The organism is Micromonospora sp. NPDC048898, assembly GCF_043198035.1.
Lineage (GTDB): Bacteria > Actinomycetota > Actinomycetes > Mycobacteriales > Micromonosporaceae > Micromonospora.
In genome coordinates, this window is record NZ_JBICUF010000007.1 from 199,825 (window position 1) to 224,632 (window position 24,808).

Genomic DNA, 24,808 nt, shown 5'->3' on the forward strand with positions numbered 1-24,808 from the left:
GTGACTAACAGGGCAGGAGACCCATCACCGAAGGAGCCACCATGAACCGTCCCACGATCCTCCTCACCACCGCCGTGTTGGCGTTCGGCACGCTGGCCCCGGTGGCCGTCGCCGGTCCGGCAGCGGCATCCCGGGCCGGCACCGCGCCTGTCTCGGCGCGCGGCCCGCTCGCCGCCGCTGTCGAGCACAGCCACCCGCAGGTGCTCAGCGTCGCCGGCGCCGGTGTGTACCGGATCGGCGCCAGCCTGAGCACGCTCACCGCGAACGGGCACATCGGCTGGACCGCTCCTGCCTGCGGCGGGGTGGTGCACGCGGGCTCGACCGGTTCCTGGGCCGGTGTGTTCGTGCTGGCCTTCCGCGACGGGCGACTGGTGGAGGTCGGTACGGCCACCGCACCGCCGCGGTCCCCCGCCGGTGCCACGGTCGGCATGTCGTTCGACGAGTTGGAGGCGATCTACGGCCGGCGCGGCTCGCTGACCCGCAACGACGCGGGGGACGCCGAGGCGTACCTCGTGCGGGTCGGCTCGCGTGTCGAGTTGTTCACCGGGCACCCGATCCGTCCAGGCGTGGGCTACTTCCAGGTCGGGCCGGCCAGCTTCGTCGAGCGGAACTTCCGCCAGGGTTCGGCCTGCTGAGCGGTGTCCGGCATGCGGGGCGCCCGGTTCGTGCCGGGCGCCCCGCATGCTGTCCGGCGCACGGATCTGTGAGCAGCACGATGATGTTGTTGTAGACAATGCTGTGTGGCACACACTATGGTGTGACACATGGTTAGCGAGGACGTTCTACGGACGCACCTACAGGAGTTGCGTCGAGGCACCGTCGTGGTGGCCAGCCTGGTCGCGCTGCGCCGACCGGACTACGGCTACGCACTGCTGCAACGGCTCACCGACCACGGCTTTCCGGTGGACGCCAACACGCTCTACCCGCTGCTGCGCCGCCTGGAGGACCAGGGGCTGCTGACCAGCGAGTGGAACACCGAGGAGAGCCGGCCGCGCAAGTTCTACCGGACCAGCGACGAGGGCGAGTCGATGCTGAGCCGGCTTCTCGACGACCTCGCCGCCGTGCAGACCTCCATCACCGGGCTGATCCAAGGAGTGGACCGATGAACACCCTCACCAACCGCTACCTCGCCGCCACCCTGCGCTCGGTGCCCGCCCAGCGTCGCGACGAGATCGCCACCGAGCTGCGGGCCTCCATCGACGACATGATCGAGGGCCGGACCGACGGTGGCGCGGACCCCGCCACCGCCGAGCGGGAGGTGCTCACCGAACTGGGCAACCCGGACGTGCTGGCCGCGCGGTACGCCGACCGCCGGCTACAGCTCATCGGCCCGACCTACTACCTGCTCTGGCTGCGGCTGCTGAAGCTGCTGCTCAGCTTCATCCCGGCGCTCGTCGGCACGATCGTCACAGTGGTCGAGGCGGCCGAAGGAAAGGGTTTCGGGGCCATCGGGCCGGGCATCGTCGCGGCCATGCAGGTGGCCGTGCAGATCACCTTCTGGCTCACCCTGACCTTCGCCGTCATCGAGCGCACCCAGACAGCCGTGGACCTGCCGGAGTGGACCGTCGACCAACTGCCCGACGCGCCGGTGCACCGGCACATCCCCCTCGCCGACACCATCGCGTCGGTGGTCATGTCGGTGGCGACCATCGGGTACCTCGTCCTGCAGCACTTCCGGTCCTGGGTGCACACCACCGACGGCGACAACATTCCGATCCTCGACCCGGCGCTGTGGAGTTTCTGGCTGCCGGCGCTGATCGTCGTGCTGGTCGCCAGCGTGATCTTCGAGGTCGTCAAGTACCGGATCGGGCGCTGGACCTGGGCCCTGTTCGGCACCAAGGCGCTGCTCAACCTGGCGTTCGCGCTGCCGCTGGTGTCGCTGGCGCTCTCCGACCGGCTGCTCAACCCGGCCCTGGGCGTGCGCCTGACCTGGATCGCGGAGTCGGACAACCGCGGCGCCCTCGGCCTGGCCATCGCGCTGGGCACCGCCGTGGTCGTCGTCTGGGACCTGATCGACACCGCGATCAAGACCCGCCGTCAGACGGCGTGAGCGAGAACCCACCCGGGGGGGGGGGGCGGGCCCCCCCCCCCGGCGCCCCCCCGCGGGGGGGGGCCCCCCCCCCCCCCCCCCCCCCCCCCCCGCCCGCCCGGGGGGGGGGGGGGGGGGGGGGGCGCGCGCCGCCCCCCGCCCCCCCCCCCCCGCCCCCCCCCGCGCGCCCGCGCGCCCCCCCCCCCCCCCCCCCCCCCCCCCCCCCCCCCCCCCCCCCCCCCCCCCCCCCCGCCCGTGGTCGGCCCCGGCCGACACCGTCCGCCCGCTCGACGGCCGTGCCGGGTGGCGTGGCATCGTTCCAGGATGACCGTGGGACAGCCGGAGGAGTGGCGCCGTCCGGGTCCGACGGCGCAGCAGCGCCGCAACGACCTGTGGATCGGTCTGGGGGTGACCGGGCTGGCGCTGGTGAGCCTCACCCTGGCCCGCAGCGCCGGGGCGTTCCTGCTGGGCCCGCCGCCGTCCGGGCCGGAGCAGCTGTTCTGGACCGTCGCGGTGACACTGCCGCTGATCTGGCGGCGGCGCTGGCCGGCCGCGACCCTGCTGGTCGTCTCGGTGGTGTTCGTCGCCGCGCAGGCACGATCGGCGCCGGAGACCCAGTTCTCCGCCTGGGCGTTGTTCTGCGTCCTCTACACCGCCGGTGCCTGGGGGCAGGACCATCGGCTGGCCCGGCGGCTGCGGATCGGCGTGATCGTCACGATGTTCGCCTGGCTGGGGGTCTACTACGCCGTGACGATCGACCGCATCCCACCCGACGCCTTCGACGACGCGGTCGGTCCGGTGCCACCCGTGCTCGCCGCGATGGTCAGCGGCGTGCTGATCAACGTGGTGACGCTCGGCTTCGCGTACTTCTTCGGTGAGACCGCCTGGGTGGCCGCGCGCCGCGAACACGAGTTGCGTACCCAGGCCGAGGACCTGCGCCGGTCGCAGGCCGAGTCCCGGGAACGGGCGGTGCTCGGCGAACGGGTCCGGATCGCCCGGGAGCTGCACGACGTGGTCGCCCACCACGTGTCGGTGATGGGGGTGCAGGCGTCGGCCTGCCGCCGGGTGTTCGACCGCGACCCGGGCAAGGCCCGCACCGCGCTCACCGCCATCGAGCAGAGCGCCCGCACCGCCGTCGACGAGCTACGCCGGATGCTGGGCGTGCTGCGGACCTCCGGCACGGCCGACGCCGCGCCGCCGGCCGCCGGCGACGTCGACCGGATCGGCGAACTGGTCGAGCGGGCCCGGGCCGCGGGCCTGACGGCAACCCTCGGGGTGTACGGGGACCCGGTCGCGCTGCCCGAATCGGTCTCGCAGGCGGCCTACCGGGTGACACAGGAGGCGGTGACCAACACGTTGAAGCACGCCGGGGCCGACCTGCTGGACGTGCGGGTCCGCTACCTGGCCCGGGAGGTGGAGGTCGACGTGACAGACGACGGACGAACCGGCGGCCGAGCCGACGCCGTCGGGCTGGGCCTGATCGGGATGCGCGAACGGGTCACCGCGCACGACGGCGACCTGGAGGCCGGGCCGCGTGCCGGCGGCGGATGGCGGGTCCGCGCCCGCTTCCCACTGGCCGCGGCCGACCCGCCGGTCCTGGCCCAGCGGGAGCCGAGCGACGAGCGGCAGCCGGCCGTCGACGCGAGGCGGTCGGCATGAGCGCCGCGCCAGCCCACGAGACGTTGACCACGGGTCGGACCGTCCGGGTGCTGCTCGCCGACGACCAGCACCTCGTCCGCACCGGCTTCCGGGTCATCCTGGAGGTGGAGGATGACATCGAGGTGGTCGGCGAGGCGGCCGACGGCGAACGGGCCGTCCGCATGACCCGCGCCACCCGCCCCGACGTCGTACTCATGGATGTGGAGATGCCCGGGATGGACGGCCTGGAGGCCACCCGGCAGATCACCGCAGACGGGCCCGGTGGGCCGGCGGTGCTGATCCTCACGACCTTCGACCGCGACGACTACCTGTTCGCCGCGCTGCGGGCCGGGGCCAGCGGTTTCCTGTTGAAGAACGGCACACCTGAGGAACTGATCGAGGCGATCCGGGTGCTGGCCAGGGGCGACGGCCTGCTCGCCCCGGAGATCACCCGCCGGGTGATCTCCACGTTCGCCCGCCCCGGCGACCCCGCGGGCACCGCCCACCGGGGACCGGAGGCGGACGCCGCACTGGCCGGGCTGACCCCACGGGAACGGGAGGTGCTGATGCTGCTCGCCGCCGGATCGAGCAACGCGGAGATCGCCGCCGCCATCCACCTGGGCGAGGCGACCGTGAAGACCCACGTGAGCAGGGTGCTGGCCAAACTCGGCCTGCGCGACCGGGTGCAGGCGGTGGTGTTCGCGTACGAGAACGGGGTGGTCCGGCCGGGCGGCTGACCGCCGTCCGCCGCGCGACGGACCGCCCGCTCACCCACCGGGCGGACGGCGGGACACGCCGTTCGATCTAGCGTGGACGGGTGACCAGAACGCTTCGCCTCGACGGCGTCGACCGTAGCTTCGGCGACCGGCAGGTGCTCAAGAACGTGTCCTTCGAGGTGGCGGCCGGTCGGATGACCGGCTTCGTGGGCGCCAACGGCGCCGGCAAGACCACCACCATGCGCATCATCCTGGGTGTGCTCGCCCCGGACGCCGGCGAGGTGAGCTGGGGCGGCACCACGCTGACCCGGCAGGACCGGCGGCGCTTCGGCTACATGCCGGAGGAGCGCGGCCTCTACCCGAAGATGACCACCCGGGAGCAGGTGACCTACCTGGGCCGGCTGCACGGTCTGGACGCCCCCGCCGCGCGGCGGGCCACCGACGCGCTGCTGGACCGCGTCGGGCTCGGTGAACGCGGCGACGACCTGCTGGAGACGCTGTCCCTGGGCAACCAGCAACGCGCCCAGATCGCCGCCGCGCTGGTGCACGACCCCGAGGTGCTGGTGCTCGACGAGCCGTTCTCCGGCCTCGACCCCCTCGCCGTCGACACCGTCGTGACCGTGCTGCGGGAACGCGCCGCGGCCGGAGCACCTGTGCTCTTCTCCAGCCACCAACTCGACGTCGTGGAGCGCCTCTGCGACGACCTGGTGATCATCGCGGACGGGGAGATCCGGGCCGCCGGCAGCCGCCAGCAGCTCCGCGACTCGTACACCGTGCCCCGCTTCGAGTTGGTGGTGGCGACCGACGCCGGCTGGGTACGCGACGAACCCGGGGTGACACTTGTCGAGTTGGACGGGCCGCGCGTGGTCTTCGACCTGCCGGCCGGCGCCGACGAACAGCCCGTGCTGCGGGCGGCCCTCGCGCGGGGTCCGGTCCGCGCCTTCCGCCCGGTCAGCCCCTCGCTCACCGAGATCTTCCGAGAGGTCACCCAGTGAACATCACCCAGGCCACGAGGCTGGTCGCCGAACGGGAGATCCGTGTCAAGCTGCGCGACCGCACCTTCCTGTTCGGCACCCTCTTCTTTCTGCTGATCGCCGCGGCGGGCACCATCCTGCCGCCACTGCTCTCCGGCGGGCCGTCCACGGTGGCGGTGACCGAGAGTGCGGCCGGTCCGCTGCGCGCCGCCGGCCTGGAGGTCCGGGTGGTCGGAGACGACCGGGCCGCCGAGCAGGCCGTCCGCGACGACGACGTGGACGCCGCGGTGGTCGCCGGCCCGAAGGTGCTCGCCATGGAGGAGGCCCCGGACGACGTGGTCGGGGCGTTGAGCAGCGCGCCTGAAGTGCAACTGCTCGACCCGGACGCGGTCGACCCCGTGGTGGCGTTCCTGGTGCCGTTCGTCTTCGCGTTCGTCTTCTTCATCACCTCGCAGACGTTCGGTGTGCAGATCGCGCAGAGCGTCATCGAGGAGAAGCAGACCCGGATCGTGGAGATCCTGGTCGCCGCCGTGCCGGTGCGGGCGCTGTTGGCCGGCAAGGTGGTGGCCGGCGCCATCCTGGCGTTCGCGCAGATCGCGTTGATCGCCGTGGTGGCGGTAATCGGCCTCCAGATGGGCGACAGTGGCGGCCTGCTCAGCCTGCTCGCCCCGGCGATCGGCTGGTTCGTGCCGTTCTTCCTGCTCGGTTTCGTGCTGCTCGCGGCGATGTGGGCGGCGGCCGGCGCCCTGGCCAACCGGCAGGAGGACATCGCCGCCGTGTCGACGCCGGTGCAGCTCGCCGTCATGATCCCGTTCTTCGCGGTGATCTTCCTGAACGACAACGACACCGCGATGCGGGTGCTGTCCTACCTGCCGTTCTCGTCGCCCACGGCCATGCCGCTGCGGCTGTTCACCGGTGACGCGGCCGGTTGGGAGCCGTTCGTCTCGCTCGTCATCCTGCTGCTCGCCGCCGGTGTGTTCCTGCTCGCCGGATCCCGGGTGTACGAGGGGTCGCTGCTGCGCACCAACGGCCGGACCTCCCTGCGGACCGCCTGGCGGGAGCGGGAGACGATCGGCTGAGCCGTCGCCACCACGGGCGTCGGTGTTCTGATCGGACGCCGGCGCCCGTTCGGGCGCAGCGGGTGGGAGGCACCTGGTCCCGGTCAGCGGGCGAGCGGCACCTCGTCCCAGCCGGCCGGCAGTCGGGGCGCTGACCAGGACGGGTCGGGCTGCCACTTCGCCCACGCCGGGTCCCACCACTGCTCCCCCGCGTCGAGCAGCGCCGCGATCCGGTCACCCTCGGCCTGGATGGCGTCCCCCATGCCCGGGTAGCGCCCCTCGACGAGGCGCTCGGCGAAGATCTCCACGTCCTTCCAGACGTAGGTGTCGGCGTCCGCGCCCCACCACAGGTCCAGCTCGTGGTCGAGGGTGTCCACCCCGATCGGCGTACGCCGCAGCGGGTCCTGCAGGTTGAAGTACCAGCCGGCGAAGTCGCGCTCGGGGCCGGCCCAGAACACGTCGACCGAGTGCGCCTCGCCGGGGCGGTGCAGCATCAGCTTGCCGTGCCCCGACCAGGAGCGGTGCCCGGCGGTCTCCCACGGGTGCCGCCCGCACGGAAAGGCTCCGGAGGTCGGGAAGCCGAACTCGGCCCCCGGCGGCAGGTAGAGGGCGAGCAGGTCGGCCGAGTCCTCGACGCAGATCGTCGGGCAGCCGAACCACACCTCGCCGCGCAGGATCTCGCGCCGAACGACCACGTCACCCGGCGCGAACCGGTCTGCCGCCACGTGCCCACCTCCACGTTCGACGCGAGCTTACACGTCCCCCGGAGAGCCCTCCTGAGCAGCGAAGAGGATGCGCTTCGCCCACATCACCGAGCTTCACCGCGGGACAGACCCCGACGCACACCATCGTCACCGTCGCCGGCTCCCGCTGGCGCTTTGAGAACGGTTCTGAACTTTCTTGAACGTCTCGGTCCGGTTCCTGACATCTCTTGATCCGGATGGTATATATATGAATCGATGCGATCAGACGATGACGTGCCACCTCTGGACACCGCAGGCCGGTGAGTCCGAGGCGTCGCCTGCCACACCCTGACCGGTTGACTGGAGATCTCATGACCAGCCCTCGATCCGCTCCGCCTCGGCAGACTCCGGGAGTAGCCCGCTCGCGCCGTGCCCGTGTCAGGCCCACCGCGCTGAGCATGCTGTCGGTCGTAGCGCTTGCCCTGACGTACCTGGTAGCCATGCCTGTCGCAGCCACGCCAGTGGGCCTCACCGTGGAAGCCGCCGCCTCCTACGTCAAACTGGGCAACCGGGCCACCGGCAAGTTCATCGACGGCATGGGCCGGACCACCAACGGCGCCGCAGTCGGCCAGTATTCCTCGTCGTCCAGCGACAACCAGCAGTGGACGATCGATGCCGCCGGCGACTACGTCCGGATCAGGAATCGGGCCACCGGCCTGTACCTGGACGGGATGGGCCGCACGACTGGCGGATCCATCTGCGGCCAGTGGAGTGACAGCGGCAGCCCCAACCAGCAGTGGATCCGGGAGGACTCCGGCGGCTACGTCAAGTTCAGGAACCGGGCCAACGGGCTGTACCTGGATGGCGGGGGCAGCACGTCCGACGGCGCCAACCTCGTCCAGTACGCGAACAGCGGCAGCACCAACCAGCAGTGGATCGTCACTGACGTGTCGACTCCGGGACCGGGCACGATCACGGTGGACGGCAACAACATCCGCGCCGGCAACGTCAACGGCCTGACGTTCAAGGGCTTCGGTGCGCTCAGCGCCAACAGCACCAGCGAGTTGCTGATGGATTACAAGGCCCAGAGCCCGACCGCGTACGCGCAGCTGCTGCGGGTCCTCTTCGGTGGGGAGAGTCCGGTCTTCACCAACGTGAAGATCGAGATGGGCAACGACCGCAACAACTCCACCGGACCGGACCCCTCGACCATGCGTTGGGAGTCCGAGACCCCCAACGTCAAGCGTGCGCAGGGCTTCCAACTCGCGGCCGACGCGAAGAAGGTCAACCCGAACGTCAAGGTGTCCCTGCTGCGCTGGAACTCCCCCGGCTGGGTGAACAGCAACGACAAGGTCTACACCTGGTTCAAGAAGACCATCCTGAGCGCGTACCGGACCTACGGGTTCATGGTCGACTACGTCAACCCGGGTCTCAACGAGCGCGGGGCGGACCTGAACTGGACCAAGACCTATGCCAACCGGGTCAGGACCGACAGTGCCGACTTCGCCAACTCGACAGAGCAATCCCGGTACAACCAGCTCAAGGTCGTCATCTCCGACGAGGTCGGTGTCGGGTCGTTCGGCGGCAGCATGATCAGCGACGCCGGCCTGCGCGACGTGGTGGCGGCGGCCGGCTACCACTACAGCCCCGACGACGACGGCGCCGGCAACTTCAAGCGCCTGGCGATGGACTACGACAAGGAGATCTGGAACAGCGAAGCACAGGCGACCTTCGGCAATTCCGCCTCCCGCCCCAACAACAACATGCGGTCCCCATCGGTGGTCGGAACCGGCATCGGCGGCACCAACAGTGCGCTGGAGATGGGAAACACCATCATCAAGGGATTCGTCAACTCGCGCCGGACCAACTTCATCTACCAACCGGCCATCGGGTCCTTCTACGAGGGTGGGCAGTACTCCTACAAGGAGGTCGTCAGCGCCCGTGATCCCTGGTCGGGCTGGCTGCACTACGACGCCGCCATCGACGTGCTGCGGCACTTCAGCTGGTTCGCCAAGACCGGCTGGGAGAACCCCAGCAACACGGCAGGTATCTGGCGCGCCGTCCCCGAATCCAGCTATACCGGAGCGACCGGAACGAACCCGGTGGTCGGACGCAACGGCACGCCCAGCTATCTCACGCTCGCCGCGCCCGACAGGCGCAACTTCTCCACGGTCTTCATGAACGACAGCGAGTACACCCAGTCGTACCGCCTCCAGCCGGTGAACATGGCCTACTCCGGCACTCCGGCCCTACAGCTGTGGGAAACCCGCGCGGCCGACCCCGGCCAGGCGTTCAACGCCAACTACCTGAAGCACCTCGGCAGCGTCCCGGCCGATGGCGGCGGGGTGTACTCCGTGACGGTCAGGCCGAACTCGGTCGTCACCGTGACGACGCTGGCCAACCACACCAAGCCCGAGTACCTGGAACCCCTGCCGGTGGAGGGCCAGCGCACCGTGCTGGACACCGACATCTCCGGCGACGTGCAGAGCACCAGCGACAACATCCTCTACGCCGACGGCTTCGACTACTCCGGCAAGACGGTCCCGGTGATCGGCAGTGGCGGCACCATCACGGGCACGGAGGACTTCATCACCTCGCGTGGCGGCGCCAAGAGCGTCATCCCGCGCTACGCCAGCGACCGCAACGGCGCCTTCGAGGCGTACCAGCCGGACGGATCGACCAATTACGTGCTGCGCCAGCAGTTGGACGGCCCGACCCAGGGCCTGGGCGGTGCGTGGAACGGAGGGGACGCGGTCACCAGGATCGGTGACAGCCGGTGGCTCAACTACAAGGCCAGTGTCGACGTCTCCTTCGAGAACAGCAGCACCCAGAACGGCGCCAACCACGCCCGGCTGGGCATCCGCGAGCAGCACGGTGACAACGGTGCGCCGTACTCGGTGAGGTTCACCTTCGACGGGGGCTGGCAGTTGCTGGTCAACAACAACGCGGTCGCCAGCGGCAACGTGGTCAGCGGCGCCGGCGGCGTGCGGATCGCTGGGTTCAACACCGCTCACAACGCGTGGCACAACATCGCGCTGAAGGGCGCCGGAAGCACGGTGACCGCCTACCTCGACGGCGTCACACTGGCCACCTACACCGACCCGAATCCCAAGCTGTCCGGCCGGATCACGCTGGGCAGCGGCTACTACTTCACCCGGTTCGACAACCTCCGGGTGGAGACGGTCGACGGAAGCCCGCCGTACTACTCCGAGGTGCTGGACAACCTGGAGATGTCCGACCTGGCCAACCCGCCCGCGAGGAAGCTGGTGTACGGCGGGTCCTGGGCGCACGAAAACGGTAAGGGCATGTACAACGTTCAGCGAAGCCTGTCCACCAGCCAGGGAAGCGGCTCGACGCTGACCTACACGTTCGCCGGCACCGGACTGGACATCCTCGGGCCGAACAACGGCTCGGCCGTCCTGCAGGTCAAGGTGGACGGCACGGTGGTCAACTCCGCAGCGAGCACGCTCGCCTCTCCCGAGTTCTATCAGACGTACGCCCTGCGCAACCTCAGCGCCGGCACGCACACCGTGGAGATCATGGTACGCAGCGGCACTCTCGTCGTGGATGCCGTCGGGGCCGTCCGGCCGTGATGCCGGTCGCGCCGGACGGCCAATAGGACCTGCATCGTCCCGTCCCCCAACAGAAAGGACGACGCATATGCGACCTGCCATGTTCAGCCGCCCCCTGTCGCGAATGGCCAGGCTCGTGGCCACCGGTGCGGTGATGGCGACCACGGCTGCCGCGGCGGCAATCGCCATCACCGCTACCGCCGGCCCAGCCGCTGCCGCCACCAACCAGTTCAGAGGCATGAACTGGGCTCAACTGGGTGACAACTTCAGCACCAGCCCGCTCGTCGTGCAGGGCCTGAGCCAATCCGACAGCTACGCGACAGTGCAGGCCAAGGCCAACGCCCTCTACGACGACATGGCCTCCACGATGGGGATCAACACCGTCCGGCTGCCGATCAACACTCAGACAGTGGCCAACACCACCTGGTGGAACGCCTACCGGGGCGCCATTGACGCCGCTACCGCCCGTGGATTCAAGGTCATCCTCGCCTTCTGGACGGACCACAACTCCGGCGCGAGGATCGCGAACCTCGCCGCGTGGAACACCATGTGGTCCAGCGTGACCAGCGCCTACGGCTCGAACACCAACGTGTACTTCGAGCCAATGAACGAGCCGGGCGGTTACAGCTCGGCACAGTGGCGCGACATCGCGGCCAACTGGCTCAGCACCCACCGCTCGGCCCCGCCGAGCCGGGTGCTCATCGGCGGCACCGGCGCAAGCCAGGACCTGCGCGACATCTGCAACGACAGCCGCTTCAACTCGACCCTGCTGTCCTTCCACCACTACGCCTTCTTCTACGGCTCGATGACCTACGACGCCTGGCGAAGTCACATGCAGACGCGTCTGGGCAACTGTGCCTCCCGGGCGGTCGCGACCGAGTTCGGCGGGCCCATGGACAACGGCCTCAACTACGCCGACGCGAACAGCACCGACAACTTCGTGCGCCACATCCGCGCCATGGCTCAGGTCATGCGTGACAACCAGATGGGCGGCACCTACTGGCCCGCCATCGGCGGCAAGAACTCCGGCTCCGGTCACGACTGGTACTCGATGTTCGCCCTCACCGGCAGCGGCACCAACCTCAACCTGACCATCCGCAACACCTCCGGCGCGGACCGGATCCGGTACGCGTGGGGCGACACCATCGGCGGCGGCGACCCGACGACGCCCCCGCCCTCGGGAACCCACTACCGGATCAACAACATCAACAGCGGCAAGGCGATGGACGTGATCGGGCAGTCCACGGCCGACAGCGCCGAGGTCAAGCAATGGAGCTACCTGGGCGGCAGCAACCAGAAGTGGCGCTTCGAGGACGCCGGTAGCGGCTACTTCCGCATCGTCAACCAGAACAGCGGCAAGTGCCTCGACGTCGCCTCCGCCTCCACCGCAGACGGCGCGAACATCGTCCAGTGGACGTGCGGCAACGGCCAAAACCAGCAGTGGCAATGGCAGTCCCAGGGTAGCAACTTCCGGCTCGTGGCCCGGCACAGCGGCAAGTGTCTGGACGTGTACCAGTCAGGGACCGGAGACGGCGTGGACATCCAGCAATGGACCTGCGGAAGCGCCAACAACCAGCGCTGGACAAGAACCGCGGTCTGACCGGGGCTCACCGAGGCGGTGTGGCAGACCGTGCGGCACGGTCTGCCACACCCGACTGTCGACAATCGTGAGCACGCAGGCGTGGGAACGTGCCACAGCGTTGAACGCCGGTGTCCCGTTCGGGTGGGTGACCGGCGACGAGGTCTACGGCGCCGCCCCCGGCCTCCGCGCCGACCTGGAAGATGAGGGAATCGGTGATGACGAGAGGTGGCTCTAGCCCACCGAGGGCCATTCTCGGAATTGAATAAGCGAAACCCCCCACCCATCTCGGGCAGGGGGTTTCTTTGCGTCTGGAGTCGTTAGCCGGAGCACCCTGGTAGGTCGTCCTCTCCGGAGCGCGGTCAGCTCAGGGCATCAGCCCGGAGTCCGCCAATAAAGGTCTGCCACTGGTCGGGGCCGAACATCAGGGCCGGACCCGTGATGTTCTTGCTGTCCCGTACACCGACCACGCCAGGCAGGTTGTCGGCAACTTCGACGCAGTTGCCCTGGTTCCCGCTACGAGTGCTCTTGCGCCAGATGGCGTCAGTCAGGTCACGCATGACTCTCCCTGAGATCGTGCATCAACTTCCGTGACTCTTCTTCGGTCAGCGCCAGCGCGACCAGCTCTGACCATGCTCCAGCGTACGCATCCACCTCAGCGGGCTTGTCTAGGTATAACGCGCCCGTCAGGGATTCGCTGTAGACCGTGCTCGGCTCAGCCGCCCGAGCAGTGGGAGTGCCGAAGTCCAGTATGACGAAGCTGCCAGCCCTGCTGGCACTGTGCAGCCCCACGCCCGTAGGCACGATGCGGACCCGTACCCCACGCTGCCGGCTGGCCCTCTCAAGCGCCTCAAGCTGTGCCGGCATGTCGGGGGTAGCCCGACGCAGCGCCACCTCCTCAAGGATCACCTCAAGCAACGGTGGCGCTGGGCGGCGACGGCTCAGGAGTTGCTGTCGCTCCATCCGTAGCGCCACGTCACGTTCTACCTGCTCAGGCGTGACACCAGGGCTGGTGTTGAAGACCTTCCGGGCGTACTCGGGTGTCTGGAGGAGGCCAGGAATCAGCGCTGGCTCGTACTGCCGCAGTCTGCTAGCTGCCGACTCCAACCCCACGTACAGCTCAAACCACTCAGGGATTTGGTCGGCGTAGCTGTGCCACCAACCCTTGGCCTTGCTCTCCTTGGCGAGACTGACCATGACTTCGACCATGTCCGGCTCAGCCCCGTACAGAGAGCACATCGTTCGTACGTCGTGGGATCGCATCGATGTGTGCCCACCCTCGATGCGGTACATCTTCGCTCGGGACCATTCAAGATCTCGGGCTGCGCCCTCCAGAGTCATCCGCGCTTGCTCCCGAGCTAGCCGAAGCATCCGTCCAAGCTGTCTACGCGGCACAGTCGAGCCTGCCTCAGTCACCTGGAACTTCCTCCAATCTCATTTTGGAGCAGTCGGGTCAGATCACTTGAGACACACTCTGTGCACCAGTTTCGTTGATGTCAATGTTTTTCCGGGCGTGTTGTGCTGAGACGTTGCATCTATGTCCCGTGTATCGGATTGTGGCTGGTGGATAGCCCAGTCGCCACGATCCCGGTAGGCCCAGCCATGCGCCGTTGGAAGTGGTTTCAGCGACCATCCGAACCGATCGACGTTGTTGAACGTTCTGCCTATCAGCCCGTAGCGTGCGTTTCTCCCGCGCCACGGGAGAAGCCGGACGAGGCCAGCACCAGACGGCACGTGCTCAAGCGTCGCAACCAGCGAGACGGGCGGCACGATGCTTGAGGAGTATTGGCCCGAACCGCCTTTCACCGTGATCATGGCGGGGTTCACCGTCGACCTTCACAACCGCAGACGTTGCCCTAGCTGCACGCCCGTCGGCTTCTGCCCCAGGCTGAGCGAAGCAGGCAGGACGTTGAAGGTCTGGCGTGCGAGGAAGGTCGGATGAAGGCCGGTGACCTGCTCCGGCTCGACCGGGCCGCAAGCGTTCAGTTCATGATCCCCATCACCGTCCGAGTCATCAGGAAACTCGACTGGATCACCTACGACGGTTGGTGCTGGGTTGACTGCTACCAGCTCGACGACAAGGGCGACGCGATAGCCCGACGCTCCCTGTTCCTGATGCCTGAGCACGTGACGTACGTGCCACCTTCACCACCGAGGCCAACCCCCGCCGGGCGCAAGCCTCCAGCCAGGAAACCGCTCAAGGTTGGCTAGACGCAGGGGAGCCCCAGCCTCGGTGTGAGGCTGGGGCCCGCTGCTGCATCTCCCGGAACTCGGCCGTACCTTGCTCGCCTCGACAGGCTCAGGCGTCGACCGCTGCCATCACGTCGTCGCTGACGTCGAAGTTGGCGTAGACGTTCTGCACGTCGTCGCAGTCTTCGAGCACGTCGATCAGCTTGAAGATCTTGCGGGCGCCCTCCTCGTCCAGCGGGATGTTCATGCTGGGGACGAGGGAGGACTCGGCCGACTCGTACTCGATGCCGGCGTCCTGGAGCGCGGTCCGCACGGCGACCAGGTCGGTCGGCTCGGAGACCACCTCGTACGCCTCACCGAGGTCGTTGACCTCCTCGGCGCCGGCGTCGAGGACGGCCAGCATCACGTCGTCCTCGCTGGTGCCCTCCTTGGGGACGATCACCACGCCCTTGCGGGAGAACATGTACGACACCGAGCCGGCGTCGGCGAGCGAACCGCCGTTGCGGGTCAGCGCGGTGCGCACCTCGGTCGCCGCCCGGTTGCGGTTGTCGGTGAGGCACTCGATGAGCATGGCCACGCCGTTCGGGCCGTACCCCTCATACATGATCGTCTGCCAGTCGGCGCCGCCGGCCTCCAGGCCGGAGCCGCGCTTGACGGCACGGTCGATGTTGTCGTTCGGCACCGAGCTCTTCTTCGCCTTCTGGATGGCGTCGTAGAGCGTCGGGTTGCCGGTGGGGTCACCGCCGCCGATCCGCGCGGCCACCTCGACGTTCTTGATCAGCTTGGCGAACATCTTGCCGCGCTTGGCGTCGATGACGGCCTTCTTGTGCTTGGTCGTCGCCCACTTTGAGTGGCCGGACATCTTCTACCTCCGTTGCTAGCCGCCGGCTGCATCGACCGCACCGCTCACGCCCCGCTCCCGCCGGCGCACGCGGAGGTGCCGGTCAGCTCTGGTGGAAGCCGTAGCGGGCAGATGGCCCTGCCGAATCCCCGCAATCCTACCGACGTCCCCCGGGTCGCTGTCATGCACCGCGCGCGGCGACCTCCCCACGCCCACCCGAATCGGGCATACGCGGGGAAACGGAGTCACATCACGAATCCGTACGACCCGGTACCGGATCAGCATGGTCTCCATCTCAGCCCACCAGCTCCGCGGTGCCGGCCGCCACCCGTGCCGGGTCGACCGGACGCAGCGCTCGGGACCAGGTCACGACCTCGGCGAGCATGGTGGAAAGCTCCGTCTCCCGGCCGTCACCCGGCGCGAACCGGCCGGCGGTCCGGTCACCCGGGTCGGCCCCGGTGAAGTCGAAGTCGGTGAAGATCGACAGGGCCACTCCGGTCGGCACCACCACCGTCCGTACCTCGGTCAGAATCGCCCGCAGGTGGTCGGCCGCCCGGTTGCCACCCTGCACGCCGTAGCTCAGCACCCCGGCCACCTTGTCGGTCCACTCCGCGTACAGGTAGTCGATCCCGTTCTTGAGGGCGGCCGGGATCGAGCGGTTGTAGTCCGGGGTGACGAAGACGAAGGCGTCGCAGGCGTCCACCACCGCCGCCCACCGCCGGGTGTGCGGGTGCCGGTAGTCGCCGAACAGCGCCGGCACCGGCTCGTCGAGCAGTGGCAACTCCTGCTCCGCGAGGTCGACGAGCGTGCAGACGGCGTCCCCGGCGCGTACCGCCTCGTGCCGTTCGGCCACCTCCATCGCCCACCTGGCGATCGCCGCGCCGCGCCGGCCGGGACGGGTGCTGCCCACGATCAGACCGATCCGCAGCGGTCCGGTGCTCTGTGCGTTTGTCATGACCACGATCCTGTGGCCGACGGGACGGGTCGGGGAGACCGCCGCGAGGATGGCCCTGCCAGGGCCACCCACCGGCCGGCGCCGGCTGCCAGACTGGCTCGGTGATGGACGGAGAGCTGGGCGCGTTCCTGCGCAGTCGCCGCGAGGCACGGCAGCCGGCCGACGTCGGTCTCGCCGAGGGGCCGCGCCGACGCACCCCGGGGCTGCGCCGGGCCGAGCTGGCGACGTTGGCGCAGGTCAGTGTGGAGTATCTAACCCGGCTGGAGCAGGGCCGCGACACCCGGCCGTCGCCGGAGATCCTCGCCGCGCTCGCCGACGCGCTGCGCCTGGACAGCGCCGACCGGGAACACCTGCGGCAGCTCGCCTCGGCCCAGCACGCCCGACACCTGTGCTCGGGCGACCGGCCGAGGGTTTCCCGCACCGTACGGCCAACGGTCCGCGCCATGCTCGACGCGCTGCGCGACACCCCGGCGTACGTGCTCAACCGGCTCGGCGACGTGCTGGCCTGGAACGACCCGTTCGATCGGCTGGCCCGCCCGCTCGGCCTGCTGGACGGGTCGCGACCGAACCTGGTCTGGTTCGTGCTGACCGACGAGCGGGCCCGCGAGCACTACCCGCACTGGTCGGCGGTGGCCGACCAGCAGGTCGCGCAGCTGCACCTGCTGCGCCGGGGCGACCCGGCCAGCGACGCGTTCGCCGAGCGGTTGGCCCGAACGGTGGGAGCGCCGTTCACCGACCGCTGGCGGCGGCGACCGGTGACCGCCGCGCGGGCCGGCCTGCTGACGGTGCGCCACCCGGAGGCGGGGCTGCTGCGCCTCGACGTCGAGACGCTGGAGCTGGCCGAGGCCGACCCGCAGCGGCTGGTGGTGCAGTTGCCCGCCGACGCCGCCACGGCGACCGCGCTGGACGGGTTGGCGGGCCGCCGTCCGGGGCACCTGCGCGCGGTCGTCGGCTGAGCGACGCCTCACGCCGAGGCGTTGCGGACCAGATCCACGAAGTACGCGTGCACGCGCAGGTCACCGGTCAGCTCCGGGTGGAACGAGGTGGCCAGCAGGTTGCCCTGCCGGACCGCCACGATCCGGTCGGCCGCCGGCCCGCCGGCCACCGAGCCGATCACCTGGACGCCGGCGCCGACCCGCTCGACCCACGGTGCGCGGATGAAGACCGCGTGGAACGGCTCACCCGGCACGCCGGTGATGGTCACCGGCGCCTCGAACGAGTCGACCTGCCGGCCGAACGCGTTGCGCCGGACGGTCATGTCGATGCCGGCGAAGCCCCGCTGGTCGGATCGACCGTCGAGCACCTCGGTCGCCAGCATGATCATGCCAGCGCAGGAGCCGTAGACCGGCATGCCGTCGGCGATCCGCTTGTCGATCGGCTCGCGCATCTCGAAGATGTCGGCGAGTTTGCTGATGGTGGTGGACTCGCCGCCGGGAACGACCAGGCCGTCCACCGCGTCCAGCTCCGCCGGACGGCGGACCGGGCGGGCGTCCGCGCCCGCCGCCGCCAACGCCGCCACGTGCTCGCGGACATCCCCCTGGAGCGCGAGCACACCGATGGTGGGCGCGCCCATGTCTACCAACCCCGCTCGGCCAGGCGGTGCGGCTGCGGGATCTCGTCGACGTTGATGCCGACCATGGCCTCGCCGAGACCACGGGAGACCTTCGCCAGCACGTCCGGGTCGTCGTGGAAGGTGGTGGCCTTGACGATCGCGGCGGCCCGCTGCGCCGGGTTGCCCGCCTTGAAGATGCCGGAACCCACGAACACACCCTCGGCGCCGAGCTGCATCATCATGGCCGCGTCGGCCGGGGTGGCGATCCCGCCCGCGGTGAACAGCACGACCGGCAGCTTGCCGCTCTCGGCGACCTCCTTGACCAGCTCGTACGGGGCCTGCAACTCCTTGGCCGCGACGTACAGCTCGTCGGCCGGCAGCGAGGCCAACCGGGCGATCTCCTGGCGGATCTTCCGCATGTGGGTGGTGGCGTTGGAGACGTCGCCGGTGCCCGCCTCGCCCTTGGAGCGGATCATGGCCGCACCCTCGGTGATCCGCCGCAGCGCCTCGCCCAGGTTCGTCGCGCCACACACGAAGGGCACCGTGAACGCCCACTTGTCGATGTGGTTCGCGTAGTCGGCCGGGGTCAGCACCTCGGACTCGTCGACGTAGTCCACGCCCAACGACTGGAGGATCCGCGCCTCCACGAAGTGACCGATGCGGGCCTTGGCCATCACCGGGATGGAGACCGCCTCGATGATCCCGTCGATCATGTCGGGGTCGCTCATCCGGGACACCCCGCCCTGCGCGCGGATGTCGGCGGGCACCCGCTCCAGGGCCATCACCGCGACCGCGCCGGCGTCCTCAGCGATCTTGGCCTGCTCGGCGTTGACCACATCCATGATCACGCCGCCCTTGAGCATCTCGGCCATGCCGCGCTTCACGCGGGCGGTGCCGACGACGGGGGCCGTACCGGGGTTCGAGACGGTGTTTTCGGGCACGGGTCATCGCTCCTTGGACGTGCTCTGGGGGGTGACAGCGAAGATGCTACGCGCGGACCAACGCCGTACCGACAGCCAATCAGACCCCCGGTGGCCTGCACTGTGGCCCTGATCACCGGCTCCCGCGGGCGACCGCCCGGGTCAGCTCGTGGGGACGTCCGCCGGCACCGTGAGGGTCGGGTCGTCGATGTCGAAGTAACGCGGCCACTCCCGACCCCGCCCCATCCGCAACACCCGCACCAGCGGACGGCTACGCGCCGAACGGGCGTCCCGCACCAGATCGGTGTGCACCTGCCGGGACAGCGCGAGCCGGCGACTGGCGGCGATGACCGCCCCACAGTCCGGATCGCCCGGATCCAACTGGACCACCCGCAACTGCCGGGTCAGGTCGTTCTCCGCCGCCTCCCGCTCGTCCGGGCCGGCGTCCAGGGCGATGCGGGCAGCCGCGTACAGCTCGACACCGAAGCGCCGCTCGGCCAGCACGGCCGCCGCCGCGGCGCGGCGCAGCAGGTGGGCGTCGAGAGCCCGGGCCGCCAGCTCCGCGCGGCCCTGCAACCGCTGCACCCGGCCGGCGGTCCAGATGAGGTACGCCCCGACCAGCCCCACGACCACGATCGCGGCCACCACCCACCACATGTGCGGCATCGTAGTGCTGCTCCGTTCCGCCTCCGATTGGGCGCGGCCACACCGGTCGCTCCGGTCGTCGTCCGCACCATGCGTCACACCGGCTCAGCCCAGCCCCACCCACTCCTGGTCGATGACCCGCCCGTCGGTTGCCTCGATCGCCGCTGCGTATACCTCCAGAACGCGGCGGGCAACCACCGGCCAGTCGAAATTCGCCACCACCTGATCGCCGCACGCGCTCAACGTGGCCCGCCCGGCCGGATCGTCCAGCAACTCGGTCACCGCGTCGCGCAGCCCCACCGGGTCACCTGTGGGAAAGAGCCGACCGGCGCGCCCGCCGTCGAGCACCCGCCGGAACGCGTCCAGGTCGCTGGCGATCACCGTGGTGCCCGCGGCCAACGCCTCGGTGAGGATCATGCCGAACGACTCGCCGCCGGTGTTCGGTGCCACGTAGAGGTGCACGCTGCGCAGCATCCGCGCCTTGTCCGGTTCGGTGACCAGCCCGAGGAACGTGACCCGCTCGTGCAACTCGGCCGGGAACTGGTCGTACAGGTCGTCCGGGTCCCCCGGGCCGGCGACGAGCAACCGCAACCCGGGCCGGGTGGCGGCCAACGCCACGAACGCGTCGCGCAACACCGGGAAGCCCTTGCGCGCCTCGGTGAAGCGGCCCAGGAAGCCCAGGGTGCCGCCGGTGCCCGGGGCGCACTCCCCCGGCCAGCCCGGCAACGGTTCGGCGTCGGCGAACTTGGCCACCGCCACCCCGTTGGGGATCTCCACCGCGCCGCCGTCCATGTGCTCGACCTGCACCTTGCGGGCCAGGGCACTGACCGCGATCCGGGCGGTGATCCGCTCCAACACGATCTGGAGGACACCCTGCGCGGCGGCGAGGACCCGGGACCGGGTCATCGCGGTGTGGAACGTGGCCACCACCGGGCCGCGCGCGGAGAGCACGGCCAGCAGGGACAGGCTCAGCGTGAGCGGCTCGTGCACGTGCAGCACGTCGAAGTCGCCGTTGATGATCCAACGCCTGACCCGGGCGGTGGAGACCGGCCCGAACGCGATCCGGGCCACCGAGCCGTTGTACGGCAGCGGCACGGCACGACCGGCGGACACCACGTACTCCGGCAGCGGCGAGTCCTCGTCGGCAGGTGCGAGCACGCTGACCTCGTGGCCGAGCGCGATCAGCGCCTCGGCCAGGTCCATCACGTGGTTCTGCACGCCGCCGGGGACATCGAAGGAGTACGGGCACACGATGCCGATCCGCATGCGTCAGCGCCTCCCGCCCACGACCGCGGAACACCGTCCCACCGTGCCCCCCACCTCCTCAGGCCCGATCGGGAGCCGACGAGGACAGCGCCGTGCCGTCCCCCGACCCCCGCTGGTCCAGCCACATCCGCTGCAACATGTGCCAGTCTTCCGGATGCCGGGCGATGCCCGCCGCCAGACCGTCGGCGATCAGCTGGGTCAGCGAACGGACCCGCTGGTCAAGTGGCCCCGCCTCGGGCCCCGGCACCGGCAGCGGGCCGGCGAGCGACGCACACGCCGCATCCGATTCGTACCACATCGAGGCCACGTAGAGCGGCGCACCGGTGTGCAGGGCGAGCAACGCCGGCCCGCCCGGCATCCGGGTCTTCCCGCCGAAGAAGTCCACCTCCACCCCGCGGGCGGAGAGGTCCCGGTCGGCCAGCAACGGCACCACCGCACCGGCACGTAGGCGCTCCAGCAGCACGTCGAACGTCGGACGCGGCCCGCCGTGGGTCGGCAGGATCTCCATCCCCAGACCCGCCCGGAAGGCCATGAAACGCTTGTACACGCCGTCGGGTTTGAGCCGTTCCATGACCGTGGTGATCGGCCAGCCGTTGGTCGCCACCCAGGCGCCCGCCGCGTCCCAGTTACCGGCGTGCGGCAGCGCCACCACGGCGCCCCGGCCGGCGGCCACGTCGGCGGCGAGCAACTCCGCGCCGTCGAGTCGGAAGCCGGCCATGATCTGCGCCCGGCTCAACGCGGGCAGCCGGAACGCCTCCATCCAGTACCGGGCGTACGAGCGGAGCCCGCGCCTGACGAGATCGTCCAGCTCGGCCTCGGGCAGCTCCGGCCCGACCACCCGGCGCAGGTTCGCGCGCAGTCGGGCCGTACCCCCGCCGGGGCGGCGGTGGGCGCGGTCGGCGCCCGCCTGGAACGCCGCCGCCACCAACGGCCGGGGTAGCGCGCGGACCACCCGCCACCCGGCGACGTAGCCCAGCTCGGTGAGGTTCACGCGGCCCGGCCGCCGGTCGTCCGGTGCCGGGCCGTCGACGGGCCGTTCACGCCTGGCCGTCCGGCTGGAGCTGCTGGGCCTGGCGGTAGACGTGTGCCATCCGCTGCCCCACCGTGAAGATCGACACCGCGGCGAGCAGCCAGAGTGCGATCTCCAGGGCATGATCGACACCGACGCCGGTGAGGATCCCGCCGACCCCGACGATGAGCAGCCGCTCGGTGCGTTCGGCGATGCCCACGTTGCAGGTCATGCCGAGACCCTCGGCGCGGGCCTTGACGTAGGAGACGAGGCCGCCGACGGCCAGGCAGACCAGCGCGGCGGCCACCCCGGAGTGGTCACCCTGGGTGGCCAGCCAGTACGCGACCGCGCCGAAGACGGCGCTGTCGGCGACCCGGTCCATGCTTGAGTCGAGGAACGCGCCGAACCTGGTGGAGCCGCCGCTCATCCGGGCCATCGTCCCGTCGAGCAGGTCGGTGAGCGCGAAAAGGGTCACGATCAACGCACCCGCGACCAGATGGCCGCGAGCACCGAAGCCGAGCGCGCCGACGAGCACACCAACGGTGCCCGCGACGGTGACGGCATTGGGGGTTACGCCCGCGCGCAGCAGGGCACGGGCGATCGGCTCGACGACGCGGGTCATCCCCGCGCGGGCCGACACTTGGAAGATCTTCGCCATGGCGGTCCCCACGATAACGGTCCGCCCAGGTCCGCCGATACGGCCGCCCCTCCGACCCGCCCGGGAGAGGCTTGTGCCTACCCGACAACGGGTGTGAGATCGAGCCGGAGGGTGAGCCAGCTCACCCGTCCGCCCGTCCCGTTCCCGTTGTGCAGCAGACCACCGGAGGATATTGCCGCGCACTCGCCCCGGGCCGCTTCCACCTCGCGCGGCAGTCGCCACCCACCACCGGCTGAGGGAGGTGCGCCCCATGGCGCAGAAAAGTCAGGAGAAGGGTTCCACCGGCGGCACGCCGGTGGTGACCGAGCCCGAACTGGTTCGCAACGTGGTGCTCGTCGGGCACCCCGGAGCGGGCAAGACGACACTTGTCGAGGCCCTGCTCGCGGCCACCGGCACGATCGGCCGGGCCGGCGCCGTGGTCGACGGCACCACGGTCGGCGACCACGACCCCGCGGCGGTACGCCAACAGCGCTCGGTGAGCCTGTCCTGCGCACCGCTGCTGCACAACGGCATCAAGGTCAACCTGCTGGACACCCCCGGGTACGCCGACTTCGTCGGTGAGCTGCGCGCCGGGCTGCGGGCCGCCGACGCCGCGCTCTTCGTCGTCTCCGCGGCGGGTGGCATGGACGCGGCCACCGTCGCCCTGTGGGAGGAGTGCGCGGCGGTCGACATGCCCCGCGCGGTCGCGGTGTCCCGCCTCGATCAGCCCCGCGCCGACGTCGACGAGACGGTGGCGCTCTGCCAACGCCTCTTCGGCGACAACGTGATGCCCCTCTACCTGCCGATGCTCGGCGACGACGGGGTGTCCACCGAGGGTCTGCTCGGCCTGATCACCCGCCGGGTCTTCGACTACTCCGCCGGGCTGCCCGCCGACGTGCGCGACCCGGACCCGGAGCACCAGCGGGCCATCGACGAGTCCCGCGACGAGCTGATCGAGGGGATCATCGCCGAGAGCGAGGACGAGACCCTCATGGACCGCTACCTCGACGGCGAGGAGATCAGCGACGAGGTGCTCATCGACGACCTGGAGAAGGCGGTCGCCCGCGGTCACTTCTACCCGGTGGTGCCGGTCTGCGCCGAGACCGGGGTCGGGCTGGACGTGCTGCTGGAGGTGCTGACCGCCGCGTTCCCGTCGCCGCTGGAGCACGAGCTGCCGGCGGTCACCGGCGTGGACGGCTCACCCCGCCCGCCGCTGACCTGCGACCCGGACGGGCCGCTCGTCGCCGAGGTCGTCAAGACCACAGTCGACCGGCACGTCGGGCGGGTCTCCCTGGTCCGGGTCTTCTCCGGCACGCTGCGCCCCGAGCAGACCGTGCACATCTGCGGGCACGGGATGGCCGAACGCGGCCACCCCGACCACGACGCCGACGAGCGGGTGGGGCACATCTACACCCCGCTGGGCGCCACCCTGCGGGAGGTGCCGTTCTGCGTGGCCGGCGACATCTGCGCGATCACCAAGTCGGGCACCGCCGAGACCGGCGACACCATCGCGGCCAAGGACGAGCCGCTGCTGATCGCCCCCTGGGAGATGCCGGAGCCGCTGCTGCCGGTGGCGGTCGTCGCCCGCAGCCGCGCCGACGAGGACGCCCTGGCCCGCAACCTGGCACGTCTGGTCGCCGGCGACCCCACCCTGCGGCTGGAACGCAACCCGGAGACCCACCAGTTGGTGCTCTGGTGCATGGGCGAGGCGCACGCCGACGTGGTGCTCGACCGGCTGCGCGCCGGGGGCGTCGAACTGGACACCGAGCCGGTCAAGGTGCCGCTGCGCGAGACGCTGACGGTGCCCGCGAAGGGGCATGGCCGGCACGTCAAGCAGTCCGGCGGGCACGGCCAGTACGCGGTCTGCGACATCGAGGTCGAGCCCCTGCCCCAGGGCAGCGGCTTCGAGTTCGTCGACCGGGTCGTCGGCGGCGCGGTGCCGCACAACTACATCCCGTCGGTGGAGAAGGGCGTCCGCGCCCAACTGGAGCGCGGCCTGGTCGCCGGCCACCCGGTGGTGGACCTGCGGGTGACCCTGGTCGACGGCAAGGCGCACAGCGTCGACTCCTCCGACGCGGCCTTCCAGACCGCCGGCGCGCTGGCACTGCGCGACGCCGCCGACCGCGCCCAGCCGGCGCTGCTGGAGCCGATCGACGAGGTCACCATCCGGGTATCGGACGGCTCGGTGGGCACGGTGCTGGGCGACCTGTCCAGCCGACGCGGCCGGGTGCTCGGCACCGAACCGGACCCGGACACCGAGGGCCGCACCCTCGTCCGCGCCGAGGTGCCGGCAACCGAGCTGCTGCGCTACGCCGTCGAGCTGCGCTCCATGACTGCCGGCACCGGCACCTTCCGCCGCCACTTCGTGCGCCACGACACCATGCCCGCGCACCTGGCCGACCAGATTCGCAAGGAACAAACCCCGTAACCCGGGCCGACGGGGCGCAGTAGACGCAAGATCGGCGAGGACTGGGGCGACTCTCGTGTCGATCATGGAGTTGTGGTGGGCAGAAGATGAGGCTATGTCCGATTCAAGGGGAACCA

The 24,808-nt window shown here is 70.3% G+C and carries 24 protein-coding genes; 13 read left to right on the forward strand and 11 right to left on the reverse strand.

Going from position 1 to position 24,808, the window contains the following annotated elements; genetic code table 11:
- The first annotated feature begins 41 nt into the window (after window positions 1-41).
- The 7 genes from ACGFIQ_RS20590 to ACGFIQ_RS20620 all read left to right on the forward strand — a co-directional run bounded on the left by ACGFIQ_RS20590 (window position 42) and on the right by ACGFIQ_RS20620 (window position 6,436).
- Window positions 42-635: a hypothetical protein gene (locus tag ACGFIQ_RS20590; protein WP_393245778.1), complete on the forward strand. Its 594-nt coding sequence runs from the start codon at window positions 42-44 to the stop codon at window positions 633-635.
- Between the two features lie 129 nt (window positions 636-764).
- Window positions 765-1,106, forward strand: a complete 342-nt coding sequence (locus ACGFIQ_RS20595; RefSeq protein ID WP_110564981.1) for a PadR family transcriptional regulator — start codon at window positions 765-767, stop codon at window positions 1,104-1,106.
- Window positions 1,103-2,050, forward strand: coding sequence for a permease prefix domain 1-containing protein (locus tag ACGFIQ_RS20600; protein WP_393245780.1), 948 nt, complete (start codon window positions 1,103-1,105; stop codon window positions 2,048-2,050). The genes ACGFIQ_RS20595 and ACGFIQ_RS20600 overlap by 4 nt, the downstream gene beginning before the upstream one ends.
- A 303-nt stretch (window positions 2,051-2,353) precedes the next feature.
- The gene (locus tag ACGFIQ_RS20605) at window positions 2,354-3,688 is read left to right on the forward strand and encodes a sensor histidine kinase (protein ID WP_393245782.1); all 1,335 of its coding nucleotides are present in this window, start codon (window positions 2,354-2,356) and stop codon (window positions 3,686-3,688) included.
- Window positions 3,685-4,404, forward strand: a complete 720-nt coding sequence (locus tag ACGFIQ_RS20610) for a response regulator (protein WP_393245784.1) — start codon at window positions 3,685-3,687, stop codon at window positions 4,402-4,404. Before ACGFIQ_RS20605 ends, ACGFIQ_RS20610 begins: the two co-directional genes overlap by 4 nt.
- Window positions 4,405-4,484: 80 nt before the next feature.
- Window positions 4,485-5,378 carry an ABC transporter ATP-binding protein gene (locus ACGFIQ_RS20615; RefSeq protein WP_393245786.1) on the forward strand — a complete coding sequence of 298 codons (894 nt, stop codon included), beginning with the start codon at window positions 4,485-4,487 and terminating at the stop codon, window positions 5,376-5,378.
- A complete protein-coding gene (locus ACGFIQ_RS20620) occupies window positions 5,375-6,436 on the forward strand; it encodes an ABC transporter permease (protein ID WP_393245788.1) in 1,062 nt (353 codons plus the stop codon). The genes ACGFIQ_RS20615 and ACGFIQ_RS20620 overlap by 4 nt, the downstream gene beginning before the upstream one ends.
- Window positions 6,437-6,519: 83 nt before the next feature.
- Here the strand turns inward: ACGFIQ_RS20620 and ACGFIQ_RS20625 are convergent, their stop codons facing one another.
- Window positions 6,520-7,140 carry a DUF402 domain-containing protein gene (locus tag ACGFIQ_RS20625; protein ID WP_393245790.1) on the reverse strand — a complete coding sequence of 207 codons (621 nt, stop codon included), beginning with the start codon at window positions 7,138-7,140 and terminating at the stop codon, window positions 6,520-6,522.
- A 416-nt stretch (window positions 7,141-7,556) separates the two neighbouring features.
- On the opposite strand from ACGFIQ_RS20625, the gene ACGFIQ_RS20630 reads away from it, so the two are divergent.
- The 3 genes from ACGFIQ_RS20630 (at window position 7,557) to ACGFIQ_RS20640 (ending at window position 12,487) form a co-directional block, all read left to right on the forward strand.
- Window positions 7,557-10,691, forward strand: a complete 3,135-nt coding sequence (locus ACGFIQ_RS20630) for an RICIN domain-containing protein (RefSeq protein ID WP_393245792.1) — start codon at window positions 7,557-7,559, stop codon at window positions 10,689-10,691.
- A 103-nt stretch (window positions 10,692-10,794) separates the two neighbouring features.
- Entirely contained in the window at window positions 10,795-12,270 is a 1,476-nt protein-coding gene (locus tag ACGFIQ_RS20635) for an RICIN domain-containing protein (RefSeq protein WP_393245794.1), read from the forward strand.
- 67 nt (window positions 12,271-12,337) lie between these two features.
- Window positions 12,338-12,487 (forward strand): hypothetical protein, encoded by a 150-nt coding sequence (locus ACGFIQ_RS20640; RefSeq protein ID WP_393246042.1) that lies wholly within the window; start codon window positions 12,338-12,340, stop codon window positions 12,485-12,487.
- Between the two features lie 124 nt (window positions 12,488-12,611).
- Here the strand turns inward: ACGFIQ_RS20640 and ACGFIQ_RS20645 are convergent, their stop codons facing one another.
- Together ACGFIQ_RS20645 and ACGFIQ_RS20650 are read right to left on the reverse strand one after the other, a co-directional pair.
- Window positions 12,612-12,809 (reverse strand): DUF397 domain-containing protein, encoded by a 198-nt coding sequence (locus tag ACGFIQ_RS20645; protein WP_393245796.1) that lies wholly within the window; start codon window positions 12,807-12,809, stop codon window positions 12,612-12,614.
- The gene (locus ACGFIQ_RS20650) at window positions 12,802-13,620 is read right to left on the reverse strand and encodes a helix-turn-helix domain-containing protein (RefSeq protein ID WP_393246024.1); all 819 of its coding nucleotides are present in this window, start codon (window positions 13,618-13,620) and stop codon (window positions 12,802-12,804) included. Before ACGFIQ_RS20650 ends, ACGFIQ_RS20645 begins: the two co-directional genes overlap by 8 nt.
- 567 nt (window positions 13,621-14,187) lie before the next feature.
- Between ACGFIQ_RS20650 and ACGFIQ_RS20655 the strand changes: the two genes are divergently transcribed.
- The gene (locus tag ACGFIQ_RS20655; protein ID WP_393245797.1) at window positions 14,188-14,460 is read left to right on the forward strand and encodes a hypothetical protein; all 273 of its coding nucleotides are present in this window, start codon (window positions 14,188-14,190) and stop codon (window positions 14,458-14,460) included.
- Window positions 14,461-14,548: 88 nt separating this feature from the next.
- Here the strand turns inward: ACGFIQ_RS20655 and ACGFIQ_RS20660 are convergent, their stop codons facing one another.
- Together ACGFIQ_RS20660 and ACGFIQ_RS20665 are read right to left on the reverse strand one after the other, a co-directional pair.
- Window positions 14,549-15,301, reverse strand: coding sequence for a YebC/PmpR family DNA-binding transcriptional regulator (locus ACGFIQ_RS20660; RefSeq protein WP_393245799.1), 753 nt, complete (start codon window positions 15,299-15,301; stop codon window positions 14,549-14,551).
- A 274-nt stretch (window positions 15,302-15,575) separates the two neighbouring features.
- Entirely contained in the window at window positions 15,576-16,235 is a 660-nt protein-coding gene (locus ACGFIQ_RS20665; RefSeq protein ID WP_393245801.1) for an NADPH-dependent FMN reductase, read from the reverse strand.
- 104 nt (window positions 16,236-16,339) lie between these two features.
- Between ACGFIQ_RS20665 and ACGFIQ_RS20670 the strand changes: the two genes are divergently transcribed.
- On the forward strand, window positions 16,340-17,191 hold the full coding sequence (locus tag ACGFIQ_RS20670; protein ID WP_393246026.1) for a helix-turn-helix transcriptional regulator: 852 nt from the start codon (window positions 16,340-16,342) through the stop codon (window positions 17,189-17,191).
- Window positions 17,192-17,199: 8 nt separating this feature from the next.
- Here the strand turns inward: ACGFIQ_RS20670 and pdxT are convergent, their stop codons facing one another.
- The 6 genes from pdxT to pgsA all read right to left on the reverse strand — a co-directional run bounded on the left by pdxT (window position 17,200) and on the right by pgsA (window position 22,285).
- Window positions 17,200-17,808: a pyridoxal 5'-phosphate synthase glutaminase subunit PdxT gene (gene pdxT / locus ACGFIQ_RS20675; protein ID WP_393245803.1), complete on the reverse strand. Its 609-nt coding sequence runs from the start codon at window positions 17,806-17,808 to the stop codon at window positions 17,200-17,202.
- 2 nt (window positions 17,809-17,810) lie between these two features.
- Complete coding sequence (gene pdxS, locus ACGFIQ_RS20680) at window positions 17,811-18,728, reverse strand: pyridoxal 5'-phosphate synthase lyase subunit PdxS (RefSeq protein ID WP_393245805.1); 918 nt, start codon at window positions 18,726-18,728, stop codon at window positions 17,811-17,813.
- A gap of 141 nt (window positions 18,729-18,869) precedes the next feature.
- Window positions 18,870-19,373, reverse strand: coding sequence for a hypothetical protein (locus ACGFIQ_RS20685; RefSeq protein WP_393245807.1), 504 nt, complete (start codon window positions 19,371-19,373; stop codon window positions 18,870-18,872).
- Between the two features lie 84 nt (window positions 19,374-19,457).
- Window positions 19,458-20,618, reverse strand: coding sequence for a glycosyltransferase family 4 protein (locus tag ACGFIQ_RS20690; protein ID WP_393245809.1), 1,161 nt, complete (start codon window positions 20,616-20,618; stop codon window positions 19,458-19,460).
- A gap of 58 nt (window positions 20,619-20,676) precedes the next feature.
- Window positions 20,677-21,609 carry a phosphatidylinositol mannoside acyltransferase gene (locus ACGFIQ_RS20695; protein ID WP_393245811.1) on the reverse strand — a complete coding sequence of 311 codons (933 nt, stop codon included), beginning with the start codon at window positions 21,607-21,609 and terminating at the stop codon, window positions 20,677-20,679.
- 46 nt (window positions 21,610-21,655) lie between these two features.
- The gene (gene pgsA / locus ACGFIQ_RS20700; RefSeq protein ID WP_393245813.1) at window positions 21,656-22,285 is read right to left on the reverse strand and encodes a phosphatidylinositol phosphate synthase; all 630 of its coding nucleotides are present in this window, start codon (window positions 22,283-22,285) and stop codon (window positions 21,656-21,658) included.
- A 250-nt stretch (window positions 22,286-22,535) separates the two neighbouring features.
- Here pgsA and ACGFIQ_RS20705 point away from each other — a divergent pair, with 250 nt between their 5' ends.
- Window positions 22,536-24,692 carry an elongation factor G-like protein EF-G2 gene (locus tag ACGFIQ_RS20705; protein WP_393245815.1) on the forward strand — a complete coding sequence of 719 codons (2,157 nt, stop codon included), beginning with the start codon at window positions 22,536-22,538 and terminating at the stop codon, window positions 24,690-24,692.
- Window positions 24,693-24,808 lie beyond the last annotated feature (116 nt).